Origin of the sequence: Alysiella filiformis (assembly GCF_014054525.1) — a bacterium.
Lineage (GTDB): Bacteria > Pseudomonadota > Gammaproteobacteria > Burkholderiales > Neisseriaceae > Simonsiella > Simonsiella filiformis.
Genome location: NZ_CP059564.1, coordinates 1,327,067 through 1,340,611, shown reverse-complemented (window position 1 = coordinate 1,340,611; position 13,545 = coordinate 1,327,067). Strand labels below are relative to the sequence as shown.

The 13,545-nt window shown below is 47.5% G+C and carries 13 protein-coding genes; 4 read left to right on the top strand and 9 right to left on the bottom strand.

Annotation, left to right across the window (positions count from 1 at the left end; all coding sequences use genetic code 11):
* Positions 1–4 precede the first annotated feature (4 nt).
* The 3 genes from tsaE (at position 5) to H3L97_RS06615 (ending at position 2,370) form a co-directional block, all read left to right on the top strand.
* On the top strand, positions 5–463 hold the full coding sequence (tsaE, locus tag H3L97_RS06625) for a tRNA (adenosine(37)-N6)-threonylcarbamoyltransferase complex ATPase subunit type 1 TsaE (protein WP_097113543.1): 459 nt from the start codon (positions 5–7) through the stop codon (positions 461–463).
* The gene (locus tag H3L97_RS06620; protein WP_097113544.1) at positions 451–1,722 is read left to right on the top strand and encodes an N-acetylmuramoyl-L-alanine amidase; all 1,272 of its coding nucleotides are present in this window, start codon (positions 451–453) and stop codon (positions 1,720–1,722) included. Before tsaE ends, H3L97_RS06620 begins: the two co-directional genes overlap by 13 nt.
* A 129-nt stretch (positions 1,723–1,851) precedes the next feature.
* Complete coding sequence (locus H3L97_RS06615; RefSeq protein ID WP_143269092.1) at positions 1,852–2,370, top strand: hypothetical protein; 519 nt, start codon at positions 1,852–1,854, stop codon at positions 2,368–2,370.
* 66 nt (positions 2,371–2,436) lie between these two features.
* Here the strand turns inward: H3L97_RS06615 and H3L97_RS06610 are convergent, their stop codons facing one another.
* The 6 genes from H3L97_RS06610 to ccoN form a co-directional block, all read right to left on the bottom strand.
* Positions 2,437–3,234 (bottom strand): glycosyltransferase family 2 protein, encoded by a 798-nt coding sequence (locus H3L97_RS06610; protein WP_097113546.1) that lies wholly within the window; start codon positions 3,232–3,234, stop codon positions 2,437–2,439.
* A gap of 160 nt (positions 3,235–3,394) precedes the next feature.
* Positions 3,395–4,408 (bottom strand): ketol-acid reductoisomerase, encoded by a 1,014-nt coding sequence (gene ilvC, locus H3L97_RS06605; protein ID WP_097113547.1) that lies wholly within the window; start codon positions 4,406–4,408, stop codon positions 3,395–3,397.
* Between the two features lie 233 nt (positions 4,409–4,641).
* Positions 4,642–6,084, bottom strand: coding sequence for a cytochrome-c oxidase, cbb3-type subunit III (gene ccoP, locus H3L97_RS06600; protein ID WP_097113548.1), 1,443 nt, complete (start codon positions 6,082–6,084; stop codon positions 4,642–4,644).
* On the bottom strand, positions 6,084–6,266 hold the full coding sequence (locus H3L97_RS06595; protein WP_097113549.1) for a cbb3-type cytochrome oxidase subunit 3: 183 nt from the start codon (positions 6,264–6,266) through the stop codon (positions 6,084–6,086). Before H3L97_RS06595 ends, ccoP begins: the two co-directional genes overlap by 1 nt.
* A gap of 6 nt (positions 6,267–6,272) precedes the next feature.
* Positions 6,273–6,884, bottom strand: coding sequence for a cytochrome-c oxidase, cbb3-type subunit II (gene ccoO, locus H3L97_RS06590; protein ID WP_097113550.1), 612 nt, complete (start codon positions 6,882–6,884; stop codon positions 6,273–6,275).
* A gap of 21 nt (positions 6,885–6,905) precedes the next feature.
* Positions 6,906–8,342 (bottom strand): cytochrome-c oxidase, cbb3-type subunit I, encoded by a 1,437-nt coding sequence (ccoN, locus tag H3L97_RS06585; RefSeq protein ID WP_179655772.1) that lies wholly within the window; start codon positions 8,340–8,342, stop codon positions 6,906–6,908.
* Positions 8,343–8,714: 372 nt separating this feature from the next.
* On the opposite strand from ccoN, the gene H3L97_RS06580 reads away from it, so the two are divergent.
* Complete coding sequence (locus H3L97_RS06580) at positions 8,715–10,472, top strand: M61 family metallopeptidase (protein ID WP_097113552.1); 1,758 nt, start codon at positions 8,715–8,717, stop codon at positions 10,470–10,472.
* Positions 10,473–10,549: 77 nt separating this feature from the next.
* On the opposite strand, the gene H3L97_RS06575 is transcribed toward H3L97_RS06580, so the two are convergent.
* From H3L97_RS06575 to serB, 3 genes are all read right to left on the bottom strand, one after another.
* Positions 10,550–11,569 (bottom strand): DUF4349 domain-containing protein, encoded by a 1,020-nt coding sequence (locus tag H3L97_RS06575; protein WP_097113553.1) that lies wholly within the window; start codon positions 11,567–11,569, stop codon positions 10,550–10,552.
* Between the two features lie 218 nt (positions 11,570–11,787).
* A complete protein-coding gene (locus H3L97_RS06570; RefSeq protein ID WP_097113554.1) occupies positions 11,788–12,594 on the bottom strand; it encodes an RNA methyltransferase in 807 nt (268 codons plus the stop codon).
* A 92-nt stretch (positions 12,595–12,686) separates the two neighbouring features.
* Positions 12,687–13,517 carry a phosphoserine phosphatase SerB gene (gene serB / locus H3L97_RS06565; RefSeq protein WP_097113555.1) on the bottom strand — a complete coding sequence of 277 codons (831 nt, stop codon included), beginning with the start codon at positions 13,515–13,517 and terminating at the stop codon, positions 12,687–12,689.
* Positions 13,518–13,545: the final 28 nt, after the last annotated feature.

Here is a 13,545-nt window from a genome sequence, read left to right as displayed (position 1 = left end):
GGCAATGGCGCAACAGACTTTTTTAACAGACGAAAATGCCACCTTGGATTTTGGCGCGTCATGGGCGCAACATTTGCGTGCGCCGTGTGTGGTGTATTTGTCGGGCGATTTGGGGGCGGGCAAGACCACATTCACACGCGGTTTATTGCGCGGCTTGGGACACCAAGGTACGGTCAAAAGCCCCACCTACGCCATTGTAGAAAGTTACAACCTGCCTGAAAAAACCATTCATCATTTTGATTTGTATCGTTTCACTTCGCCCGAAGAATGGCACGATGCGGGTTTGGACGATTTGTTTTCAGGCAGCCACATCGCTTTAATTGAATGGGCGCAACAAGGCGGCGAATATGTGCCTGCCGCCGATTTGATTTTCACATTTTCCACACAAGGCTCGGGGCGAGTTTGCACCGTGTCTGCCCACAGCAATCATGGTATTTGGAGTTTACAATCATGGCAGAATTGAGTCGCCGTCAATTATTGGGTGCATCTGCTGGCAGCTTGGTTTTCAGCCTGCCTGCATTTGCCAACACCACCCCCAACACCTTCATCGCCGCGCGAATTTGGCCCGCCCAAGCCTACACACGCATTACTTTGGAATCGCCCAATAAAGTCAAATTCAAATCGTTCACACTGGAAAAACCCCACCGTTTGGTGGTGGACATTGAAAACGTGGCAATGAGCGACATTTTAATCAACTTGGGCAAAAAAGTTCAAAAATCAGACCCCTACGTCAGCAACATTCGCGTAGGACAAAAAGACAGCCAAACCGTGCGCGTGGTGGTGGATTTGAAAGCCCCCACATTGCCACAGGTGTTTTTGCTCAATCCCGTTGCCAATTTCAAGCACCGCATGGTCATGGACATCTACCCCGCCTATGGCGCAGACGATGACCCCATTTTGGCATTGCTCAACGGCAAAAAACAGGAGCAAGCCAAAGCCAACGACAAAAAAGCCCCACCCCAAATCGCCCAAAAAGACGACAAAAAAGACGATAAAAAAGCCAGCGAACCCGATGCCATTCAACCCCAAAAACGCCGTCCCATCATCATGGTTGATGCAGGACACGGCGGCGAAGACCCCGGTGCCATCAGCCCCAATGGTTTGAAAGAAAAAGATGTGGTGCTGGCAATCGCTCGCCTTGCCAAAACCAAATTGGAAGAATTGGGCTACATCGTCAAAATGACGCGCAATGAAGACGTGTTCATTCCACTCAAAAAACGCACCGAAATGGCAAAAAAAGCCCAAGCCGATTTGTTCATTTCCATACACGCCGATTCGGTTAAAAACAACCCCAATGCGCGTGGCACAGGCGTTTACGCATTAAGCGCAAAAGGCGCAACCGATGAAGCCGCACGCCTGCTGGCTGAAAGCCAAAACGAATCCGACATCATCGGCGGCATTGAAATGAGCCACAACAAAGATGTCAATAGCGTTTTGGTGGACATGATGCAAAATCAAACGATTAACGACAGTTTGCGTTTGGGGCGTTTGGTGCTGAATCAACTTGGCAAATTCAACAAAGCCAAAACCGAAGTGATTCAAGCCAATTTTGTGGTGTTGCGTACGCCTGAAATTCCGTCCATTTTGGTGGAAACGGCGTTTTTGTCCAATGCCGAAGATGAAGCCCTGTTGCGTTCCACCGATTTTCGCCAAAAAGTGGCACAAGCCATTGCCGAAGGCGTGAAGCAATATTTGAATATTGCTGTATTGGCAAGACGTTAATTCAAATTTAAAACGCAATATGTTAGAATTTGGCTGCCTGAACGCATTTTCAGGCAGCCTTTTTGAAATTTGGCACATATTTTGCTACACGGTAACAGCAGCTTAAAATGTGATTTTTTGGAGAAACCCTTGTCCCGCCCACCCCACGACCGCATTGAATTGGAAACCGCCGAAGGCTGGATTTCTATCAAAGACTTGCAAAGCGGCAATAGCTGGCTGGGCAATCGTCTTTCCAAGCGCGTGCAAAAACGTGCCGTTGAAATTTTTTCGCTTGCCAAACAAAAATTGTGGCACACTTCCAAAATTTTGGTGGAAATGGGCAACAACATCAAAAATTTATTCGTATCCAAAGCCCACCCCTTTGAACTCACAGGCAAATCCGACCCCAGCACCAATCTGATTGTGTTGCACCCCAGTCCCATCGCCATCACATCAGGCAGGCTGAAATCGGGCGATGTGCTGCTGCTGCCCCATCATCAACACACTTATCAAATTTGCCTTTTTGTTCAACCGATTAACCTTGCCGTACGCCCCAATGAAGCCATAGGCTGCCGCCATTTACAAACGGGCGGTACACGCTACGAGTCGCGCTGGCAATCGTGGGAAATGAGCCAAATGGTCAGCACCCACACTTTGCAAATCAAATAGTGGTTTAAAATACAGTTCATTCATTTAAAAATAAAGCTGCCTGAAAATGTTTTCAGGCAGCTTGACTTATTCACGGCTCACTTGCAAAGGCATAATGCCAGATTGCGCCACCGACAAAATCGTTTTCAAACCCTGCAACTGCGTACCAATGTTTTGCGTTACCGAATCCGCCTCATCTTTATCGGTTTGCGTGATGCGCGGGTCGTGCAAATCGTACAAAAACGCCTCCAACAAACGTTCAGCGTGCATACCATCGCGGCAATAGTGCAACACCCCTGGTTCATTTTCGCCAAACAAAGTCCCCACCACGCTGTTGTAGGTGGTTGCCAAACCCAAAGCACCGTCTTCGCCACCAAATTGCTTAAACAATTCATTGCGCGGAAAGCCACCACATGCCAAGAAAAAATGTCGGCGAAACACCATATTGCCGCCCACCGTCATTTCCAAAATGCGCCACGCATGGTCAATTTTTTCGTGCTGGGCATAGCGTTCCGACAAGCCAACGGGTTTGACTTTCAAGCGAATCAATCCCAAATAATCAAAATGTTGAAAAGAAAAATACGCTGCCGCCAACGCCCCATTTTCATAAGCGTCATCGGCATCCAAAAATGCGATTAAATCCGCCTCGCTTTGCAATGCCCCCCAATTTCGCGCCCGCGCCACACCACCGTTTTCAGGCAGCCTTTCAGCACGAATTTGCGGATATTCCGCCGCCAGTTGCTGAATCAAACGCCAAGTATTGTCGGTTGAACCATCATCAACCAGCCACAGTTGGTTCAATTCAGGTTGCATGATGCAGCTCAATACCGCGCGTTTTAAGGTTGATTCGGCGTTATAACATGGAATAATGATGTCCAATTTCATTTAAATTTTCTCTTCTATCAAAGTCTTAACTTATTGCCCAGCAACCTCATTGGCAAATTAAAGTTGCTTGGCAATAAGATTTGATAACATTTCTCATTTAAATAAGTAAAAAAGCTGCCTGAAACCAAATCACTTTTTCAGGCAGCCTGCTTCAATCCGATTAGTTTTTGTCTTGGTCTACCAATTTGTTTTTGGCAATCCAAGGCATCATGCTACGCAATTGTGCGCCCACTTTTTCAATTTGATGGTCAGCAGTCAAGCGGCGACGCGCGGTCATGCTGGCATAGTTGGTTGCGCCTTCTTGAATGAACATTTTGGCATATTCGCCAGATTGAATGCGGTACAAGGCTTTTTTCATCGCTTCTTTGGTGGCAGGTGTAATCACTTCCACGCCAGTAACGTACTCGCCATATTCCGCATTGTTGGAAATGGAGTAGTTCATATTGGCAATGCCGCCTTCGTACATCAAATCCACAATCAATTTCAGTTCGTGTAAGCACTCAAAATAAGCCATTTCAGGTGCATAGCCTGCTTCAACCAAAGTTTCAAAGCCGCATTTTACCAATTCAACCGCACCACCGCACAATACGGCTTGTTCGCCGAACAAGTCGGTTTCGGTTTCTTCGCGGAAATTGGTTTCAATCACGCCACCTTTGGTGCCACCGTTGGCTGCCGCGTAAGACAAGGCAATGTCGCGGGCTTTGCCAGTTGCATCTTGGTAAACCGCAATCAAAGATGGCACACCGCCGCCTTTCAAAAATTCGCTGCGTACGGTATGACCCGGGCCTTTGGGTGCAACCATAATCACGTCCACATTTTTGGGTGGCACGATTTGGTTGTAGTGAATGTTAAAGCCATGAGCAAACGCCAAAGCCGCGCCTTCTTTCAAATTGGGCGCAATTTCATTTTTGTAAACAACGGGTTGATTTTCATCGGGCAACAAAATCATCACCACATCGGCTTTTTGGGTGGCTTCGGCAACGCTCAAAGTTTCAAAACCAGCCGCCACAGCCTTGTTCCAAGATGTGCCTTGACGCAAACCAATCACCACATTCACACCCGAATCTTTCAAATTCGCAGCGTGGGCATGACCTTGCGAACCATAGCCAATAATGGCAACAGTTTTACCTTTAATCAAAGACAAATCGGCATCTTTATCGTAAAAAACTTGCATTTCTTTTCCTTTTGCAAAAAATAAATGGGAAAACGGTTATCGGAAAAACTGTTTTCAGGCTGCCTGAAAATGCGGTTTTGTGTAAAAACAACATTTTATCGGATTAACACAACGCTTGTGCCGTTGAATTGAGCCAAACAATTAAACGGACAAATTTTACACTATTTTTACCCACAGAAAAAGCTGCCTGAAACGTTTTCAGGCAGCTTTTTTCTTTTTTCAAACGAATTGTTTTAACCTTCAATTTTCACTTCAACGCGGCGACCTTCGGCATTATCGCCTTTGCCACCTGTGCTGTTTTCAGGTTTACGCAATTCCATGCTTTCCGCTTTCACGCCTTGCTTTTTCAAGAAAGCCTGTACCGCTTCGGCACGTTTTTTGGACAATTTGGCATTGCTTTCCGCATTGCCTGTGCTGTCGGTAAAACCACTGATGACCAGTTTTTTGCCTGCTTTGGCGGCTTTCACGATTTCGGCTGCCACTTTGTCGGCTTCGGGAGCCACATCGCTCTTGGCAGTAGCGAAATAGAATTTCACCACACCGTTTTCGTTTACCACGCTGGCTTTATCAGCCGCAACAGGGGCTTTGTCTTCCACAGCAGGTTCAGAAACCGCCGCCTCCACCGCAGGGCTGGCTGAAACCGCCTCGGCAGGGCTTGCAGCAACAGGAGCAGGCTCAGCAACAGGTTCTGCTTTTGCCGCTTGTTCCTCAGCAGGTGCCACGCCACGAACCGCATTTTTGGTATCGGTTGGCAAGGCTTTGCCTTCTGGGTGTGATTTACCCCAAACATAAGCAGTCAGCAAGTGGATTTTCTCTTTGGTCAAGAAACCTTCCCAAGCAGGCATTTGGTTATGGCGACCACCTGTAATGGTTTCAATGATGCCTTTTTCGCTGCCATTCCACAACCAAACATCATCGGTCAAATTCGGTGCCATGCCTTGATTGCCACTGCCATCAGCACCATGACACACGGCACAATTTGCAGCAAAAATCTCTTTACCGCGAATGGCACGCTCTTCATTATGCTCACGACCCGACAAAGACATCACGAAATGCGCCGCATCACGCACACGCTCTTCGCCCAACACAGGTCCCCATGCTGCCATCACACCCAAACGACCTTTGGTAATGGTTTCCTGAATGTGTTCAGGCGTACCACCATAAAGCCAGTCTGTATCGGTCAAATTGGGGAAACCGCGTGAACCTTGCGCGTCCGAACCATGGCATTGAATACAATAAGTATCAAACAGGTTTTTACCCATGGTCATGGCTTCAACATTTTGTGCAGCCTCGGTAACGCTCATGCCCGAATATTTGGCATACAATGCGCCCGTTTCCGCTTCGGCTTTTTTCATTTCATCTTGATATTGGCTCACGCTGCTCCAAGTTTTTCCATTGAAACCAATGCCCTTGAAATCGCCCAAACCAGGGTAAAAAACCAAGTAGCCAATACCAAAAAGGATGGTCATGATGAACATATAAAACCACCAACGTGGCAAGGGGTTGTTGTATTCTTCAATACCGTCCCACGAATGCCCCATGGTTTTAACATCTTCACCTTTTTTCACTTTGACCACGTTTTGCGACAGCAAAAGCCAAACAATCCAGATGATACTGCCTACGACAATGGCAACAATATAATAGTGCCAAAAGGGGGAAGTGAATTGTGATTCCATTATTTTGCTCCGTTATCAGGTTTGATTTGGGCAGGTTCTGGTGTATCGGGGTCGTCAATGATGCTGTGTGCAGCATGATTGTAGTTGCCCTTATTGCGCTTGTTGAACACAATCAACAGCACCAATAAAAAACTCATAAATACGATAACGGTAAACAATACCTTTGCCCAAATCAATTCCATGATGTTTTACCTTTTATTTTTCAATGCCAAACCCAAACCTTGCAGATAGGCAACCACAGCGTCCAATTCAGATTTGTTTTTCAGCTCATCGGCTGCTTTGGCATAATCTTCCTCGGTGTAGGGTACGCCCACTTTATTCAAGGCTTTCATGTGGCGAACCACTTCATCTGCGTCCACTTTATTGCGCGCCAACCATGGGAAGGCTGGCATATTGGATTCTGGCACAACATCGCGTGGATTGAGCAAGTGAATGCGATGCCATTCATCGGAATAGCGACCGCCCACACGCGCCAAGTCAGGACCTGTGCGTTTGGAACCCCATTGGAATGGGTGGTCGTAAACCGATTCGCCTGCCACAGAGTAGTGTCCGTAACGTTCGGTTTCGGCACGGAAAGGGCGAACTTGTTGTGAATGGCAGTTGTAGCAGCCTTCACGCACATAAATGTCGCGTCCTGCTACCTGTAAAGCATTATAGGGTTTGACACCTTCGGTTGGGGTAATCACTTCCTTACTGGCAAACAGGGGAACAATTTGCACCAACAAACCAAAGCTAATCACAATCAATGTGAATACAATCAAAAAACCCACTTTTTCTTCAACTAATGGTTGTAATTTCATTTTTAATCGCCTACTTTCTGTTTAGTGGTGTTGAGATTGTGTCAAAGCAGGGATTTCCGCTTCCACAGGTTTACCCCGCGTGATGGTGCGATACACATTGTACGCCATGATAACCATGCCGCTTACATAGAACGCGCCACCCAAGAAACGAATGAAATAGAAAGGCATAGAACGGCTAACTGATGCCACAAAAGAGTGGGTTAATGTGCCGTCTGGGTTCAATTGGCTCCACATGATGCCTTGTGTTACACCCGACACCCACATTGATGTGATGTACAACACCACGCCCAAAGTGGCAATCCAGAAATGCACGTCAATCAATTTGGTGCTGTACATTTCTTTTTGACCGTACAAACGGGGTACGAGGTAGTAGATGGAACCGATGGTAACAAAGCCCACCCAACCCAATGCGCCAGAGTGAACGTGTCCCACTGTCCAGTCGGTGTAGTGGCTCAATGCGTTCACGGATTTGATGGACATCATGGGTCCTTCAAATGTGGACATACCGTAGAATGATAAAGACACCACCAAGAATTTCAAAATGGGGTCGGTGCGCAATTTGTGCCATGCGCCAGACAGGGTCATGATGCCGTTAATCATGCCACCCCAAGATGGGGCAAACAGGATAATGGACAATACCATACCCAAAGATTGTGTCCAATCAGGCAATGCGGTGTAGTGCAAGTGGTGAGGACCTGCCCACATATAGGTAAAAATCAATGCCCAAAAATGCACCACCGACAAACGGTAGGAGTAAACGGGACGACCTGCTTGTTTGGGTACGAAATAGTACATCATGCCCAAAAATGCGGCAGTTAAGAAGAAACCCACGGCATTATGACCGTACCACCATTGCACCATGGCATCAATCGCGCCATAGTACACTGAGTAGGATTTGAACCAACCTGCGGGAATCGCCATACTGTTCACAATATGCAACAACGCAACGGCTAAAATAAATGCGCCATAAAACCAGTTTGCCACATAAATGTGTTTGATTTTGCGATTGGAAATCGTACCAAAAAACACCACTGCATAAACAACCCAAATAATGGTCAGCAAAATGTCAATTGGCCATTCCAATTCGGCGTATTCTTTACCCGATGTGTAGCCCAAAGGCAGGGTAATCACCGCCAGAACAATGATGAGTTGCCAGCCCCAAAAGGTAATTGCTGGCAAAATATTGCCGCCAAACAAACGAACATTACACGTTCGTTGCACGACATAATAAGACGTGGCAAATAAGCCACAACCGCCAAAGGCGAAAATCACGGCATTGGTATGCAGTGGGCGAATGCGTCCAAAGTGGAACCAAGGCGCAACGTCTGACAAGTTTAAGGCTGGCCAGTAAAGCTGTGCGGCGGCAATCACGCCCACCAACATACCGACTATGCCCCAAACTACCGTCATGATGGCGAACTGGCGCACCACTTTGTAGTTGTAAGTTTGCGTTTCCATGAAAAAAGTCTCCATTTATATGGCGTTTGGTTTGATGGATTTCTGCTTGTGTATCAAAATATTGCACCCAAGCATCACCCAATTCTCTTCATTTTTATCCAAATTGTGTAAACTTAATGCACCATTCAGATAACTTAATTTAGCATTTTAAAACAAAACGGTCTTTCCTACCAAGTAAAATAATGGTAAAACAGCGTTTTCAGGCTGCCTGAAACGGCTTTACGGCATTTTTTGTGCAAGATTAGCCAAATTTGCGCTGGCACCACTTGATAAATATCAAATCAAGCGATTTTTACGTTTTTTTAACACAATTTTGGGTGCAAAATCGGTTTGTTTCCCACACATCATTTTTTATTTTAATTGGATTGATTTATGTTCCACTACACACTTATCCCCCAACCGCAACAACACATTTGGCACATTACTTTGTCGTTTGACCACATTGCTGGCAGCCCCAATTTGCTCAAATTGGCAAACTGGGTGGCGGGCAGCTACATGATTCGGGATTTTTCGCGACACATTTTGGGCTTTCAGGCTGCCTGCAATGGCGAAGACTGCGAAATGTATCAACTGGACAAAAACACTTGGCAATTACCCGACCAAGACGGTCATTATGTGGTGCATTATGCGGTGTATGCCAACGATTTGTCGGTACGCGCCAGCCTGTTGGACACGCAGCGTGGTTTCATTGATGGTGCGTGTTTGTTTTTGTATGCACCCCATCGCCAAAATGAAGTACACGAAGTGGAATTGGCGGGGCTGCCTGAAAATTGGCAAATCGTCAGCACCCTGCCACGCATCAGCGAAACGCATTTTCAGGCAACCAGCTACGCCGAATTGACCGACCACCCCATAGAAATGGGCGAACACATTGAAATTTTGCGTTTTGAGGCACACAGCATACCGCATTTCATCGCATTGAGCGGCTACTACCGCGATTTTGACCGCCAACGCCTGATAGACGACTGCCAACGCATTTGCGAATACGAAATTGACCTGTTTCCGCGCCCTACCCCATTCACGCACTATTTGTTTTTACTGTATTTGGGCGATGGCATTTACGGTGGCTTGGAACACATCAGCAGCACCGCCCTGCACGCCGACCGCAAAGCCCTGCCTGCCTACAACATGGGCGAAGCCAACGCCGCCTACACCGAATTACTGGGCTTAATCGCACACGAATATTTTCACGCATGGAATGTCAAATCCTTCAAACCAACCGTATTCCAACCCTATGATTTGGAAAAAGAAACCTACACCGAACAACTGTGGGCATACGAAGGCATCACATCATATTATGACGATTTGACTTTGGTACGCAGTGGCGTGATTTCAGTCAGCAATTATTTGAATTTATTGGCAAACACCATGACGCGCGTTCAACGCAACGCAGGGCGCAAATGGCAAAGTTTGGCACAATCCAGCTTTGCCGCGTGGCACAAATATTACAAACAAGACGAAAATTCGCCCAATGCCATCACCAGCTACTACCAACATGGCGCATTGTTTGCCCTGTGCTTGGATTTGGTGATTCGTGAGAACAGCGAATACAGCCTTGATTTTGTGATGCAAAATCTCTACCAACGCTTTTTGGACACAGGCGCAGGCACCCAAGAAGGCGAATGGCAAACCCTTGCCAGCGAATACACAGGATTGACTTTAAACGATTTTTTCAACTACGGCTTATACAGCACCGAAGATTTGCCTTTGGCAATGTGTTTGCGTCAAGCAGGCATTGAATTGCGCTGGCTGCCTGAAAACCGCAGCTCGGGCAACGGCAAATTGGTCAGCGAATTTCCCGATTTCGCACCACAAGCCGAACTGGGCTGCCGCTACACGCAAAACAAAGATGGCGCGGTCATTTCCCACGTTTTTTCAGGCAGCAGCGCAGAAGAAGCCACACTCAAACCCAATGACAAAATCATTGCCGTCAATGGTTTAGCTTGTACAGACTTTGCCGCACAAACGCAAACGGCGGTGGGCGATGTGCATGTGTTGCATTTTTTCCGCGAAGGCGTGTTGCGCCACACCGAATTGACGGTTCAGGCAGCCGAACCGCATACCGCCTACTTGAAAATTGTGGACGAAGATTTGTTGCAACAATGGTTATTCAATCAAAAATCGCAATAATTGAATTGAAATCATGAAAAAAATGCTGCCTGAAAACCTTAAAATGTTTTTTCAGGCAGCATTTTTTGCCAAAACGATTATTTTTTCGGCGATGAATCGCGTTTGCGCCACAAATACCACGCCGCCAACGCGCCCAACCACACAAACCACGTTTTCACAAACAGCAAAAACAATTCAAACAAAAAATGCCCACTGGCAATCAGCGCGTGTTTCACGCTCAACCACATCGGTTCGCGATATTGTTTTGCCAAAGATTCGCTGTCGGTCAGCACCGATTTCATCACATTTTCAGGCTGGCTGAAATGCAAATTGACGGTGGCATAATCCACTTTATCTTTCAATTCAAATTGTTGCATTTTCGCCTCATCTTCACGTTCACGCGCGGCAAATTGGTTTTCAATGGTGCGTTCTTTGTCGCTGTGGTCGGCGATTTTGGGCGTGGCTTGTTGATTCAACTGCTGCAAGGCTTGGGCTTTTTGCTGCTCGCGTTGGGCGGTCAAAATTTCACGCTGCATATTGACGAAAATGTCTTGTGCCTCATAATTTTGCTTTTCCAACAATGTGATATGCGGCTGCAAACCATGCAAAAACACCTGCGCTTTATCACGCGGCACACGCACAATCAAATCGGCAGAACTCACATAACGCTCAATATTCAACAACATACCGTCTGATTGTTTGAAAGCATCATGGGCGATGATGGTACTATGCGTTTGATTGGAAACGACAAATCCACCATACTGCACGGCAAGCTGTTCAATCGCCACCGAAGTTTTGCGAACATCATCGGTGCGGAACGTCAAATCCGCGCTGACCACAAATGGGCGGTGTGAAGGCAACGTGTGCGTGGCAACTTCGGTTGGCGGATTGGTCAATTTATTTTCAATGACTTGCGGATTTTGCTGGCTTGCTTGCTCGGTGTTCGCCACATAAGCTGCCACAGCCGATGCACTTGCGCCGGGCGTGTTGGCATCGGCACTCATGCTGGTTTCGGCTGCTGCTGTTTGTTGTACGGCAATCGGCTGCGATTCGTGCTGTCCACCACAGGCTGCCAAAAACGCGCTGGCAATCCAGATGGTAATCATTTGTTTTTTCATGGCAACTTCCTTTCTGTTTGTTTTTTCATACCACCTTTCAGTACACGACAAAAATCTTTCAGGCTGTCTGCAACCTCCCCTGCTGGCGGGGGAGGGTTAGGGTGGGGGTGGCTCGTTGCGTTTCTAACCCCCACCCCAGCCCTCCCCCTTACATAGGGGGAGGGGGCAGGTTTGTGGCAATATCAAAAAATGTCGTGTACTGTAAGAATGCCTGAAATTCATTTTTCATGATTTTGATTCATTTTTTGCTGCACTTTATTGAAAAATCCGCGCAAAATATCAATGTCTTCGGTGGTCGTGTCCGCCCGATTAAACAGCGAATGCAAACGGCGTACCATGCGTTCTTGGTTGCGTTTGTGGAAAAAATCCAAATTTTCCATTGTTTGTTCAAGATGTTGCACCATGCCTGCCACTTGGTCGGCGGTGGCAAGATTGCGCTCGGGAATCAGGTGCGACATATCCGCATTCACTTGGCTGAACAATTCGTAGCACACCACTTGCACCGCCTGCGCCAAATTCAGCGAAAAATAATTGGGGTTGCCCGAAATCGTCATCAGGCGATTGCAATGCTGCACTTCGTCTATGCTCAAACCAAAGGTTTCGTTGCCAAACACCAGCGCAACTTGCTGTCCATTTTGCGCCGCGGCAAGCAAGCTGGGCGTGAGTTCGCGTGGCGTTTGCAAAGGCGTGGTGAGTTCACGGCGGCGGCTGGTTAGGGCGCAACTCAACACCGTTCCCGTCAAGGCTTCGGGCAAGGTGGCAAGGATTTTGGCGTTTTCCAACACGTCCACCGCGCCCGAGGCGAGTATGAAACTTTCTTCGGGCAGCTTAAAATCGGCAGCATTTTCGGCTGAAAATTCAGGTGGTTCAGGTGTCATGGGCGTTTGCATGAGATTGGGGGCAACCAAAACCAGTTGGCTCAACCCCATGGTTTTCATGGCGCGTGCTGCTGCGCCGATGTTGGCAGGGTGGCTGGTGCGGCTCAATACAATGCGAATGTTTTGTAAATATTCGGGGACGGACATTTTGTTTCCTGTTGATTAAATTGATGTAAAGCGCATTGGCTAAAAAAGGAAATCATGCAACGGACTGCTGCATCATTTTCAGGCTGCCTGAATCATCTGAACCACTTTCTCAACGCATCTAAACCGCCAAAATTGATGCACACATCTGCCGCTTGGCGTGTTTTGGCTTTGGCATGAAACGCCACGCCCAAATCCGCCGCTTGCAACATCGGAATATCGTTTGCACCATCGCCAATCGCCACCGCTTTTCCGCCAATTTTCGCGTGAAATTGTTGCAAAATCCGTGCTTTGGCTTGTGCGTCTATCACATCGCCCAATACGCGCCCCGTCAAAACACCGTTCTCAATTTCCAATTCATTGGCAAAGGCTGCCTGAAAACCCAATCGCGTTTTCAATTTTTCTGTGAAAAAAGTAAATCCACCCGACACCAGCACAAATGCCACACCTTTTTCATGGCATTCGCGCAATAAATATGCTGCACCATCGGATAATGTCAATGTATTATCATACACTTGCTGCAAGGCACTTTCAGGCAGCCCCGCCAGCAAAGCCACGCGATTTCGCAGCGATTGTTCAAAATCCAATTCGCCACGCATGGCGCGTTCGGTGATTTCGGCAACTTGGTTTTTCAAACCTGCTTGGGCGGCAATTTCATCAATGCATTCAATGGTAATCAGCGTGCTGTCCATGTCGCTGACGATGAGTTTCACGTCATCGCCAAACGCCCAATCGGGCAACACGGCAAAATCGCATTGTGCGGCGGTCAATTCTGCCGCCACATTTTCAGGCAGGCTGAAATCGCTCGGCACAGGCACGCGCCACACATCGCCCGCGCCATTTTCAGGCAGGCTGAAAAATTGTTTGGTGGCACGCAAATCGGCTTGGGCAAAATGGGCGTGTTGCATCACAAAAACGTGGGTCATGATTTTTCTCGCGCAGACAAAATGCCAT

What these genes read in the sequence shown, in the direction of transcription:
- ilvC (WP_097113547.1), bottom strand. Translation starts at nt 4,408, where the DNA reads ATGCAAGTTTTTTACGATAAAGATGCCGATTTGTCTTTGATTAAAGGT.
- H3L97_RS06570 (WP_097113554.1), bottom strand. Translation starts at nt 12,594, where the DNA reads ATGTCCGTCCCCGAATATTTACAAAACATTCGCATTGTATTGAGCCGC.
- H3L97_RS06620 (WP_097113544.1), top strand. Translation starts at nt 451, where the DNA reads ATGGCAGAATTGAGTCGCCGTCAATTATTGGGTGCATCTGCTGGCAGC.
- ccoP (WP_097113548.1), bottom strand. Translation starts at nt 6,084, where the DNA reads ATGGAATCACAATTCACTTCCCCCTTTTGGCACTATTATATTGTTGCC.
- H3L97_RS06580 (WP_097113552.1), top strand. Translation starts at nt 8,715, where the DNA reads ATGTTCCACTACACACTTATCCCCCAACCGCAACAACACATTTGGCAC.
- tsaE (WP_097113543.1), top strand. Translation starts at nt 5, where the DNA reads ATGGCGCAACAGACTTTTTTAACAGACGAAAATGCCACCTTGGATTTT.
- serB (WP_097113555.1), bottom strand. Translation starts at nt 13,517, where the DNA reads ATGACCCACGTTTTTGTGATGCAACACGCCCATTTTGCCCAAGCCGAT.
- ccoN (WP_179655772.1), bottom strand. Translation starts at nt 8,342, where the DNA reads ATGGAAACGCAAACTTACAACTACAAAGTGGTGCGCCAGTTCGCCATC.
- H3L97_RS06575 (WP_097113553.1), bottom strand. Translation starts at nt 11,569, where the DNA reads ATGAAAAAACAAATGATTACCATCTGGATTGCCAGCGCGTTTTTGGCA.
- H3L97_RS06610 (WP_097113546.1), bottom strand. Translation starts at nt 3,234, where the DNA reads ATGAAATTGGACATCATTATTCCATGTTATAACGCCGAATCAACCTTA.
- ccoO (WP_097113550.1), bottom strand. Translation starts at nt 6,884, where the DNA reads ATGAAATTACAACCATTAGTTGAAGAAAAAGTGGGTTTTTTGATTGTA.
- H3L97_RS06595 (WP_097113549.1), bottom strand. Translation starts at nt 6,266, where the DNA reads ATGGAATTGATTTGGGCAAAGGTATTGTTTACCGTTATCGTATTTATG.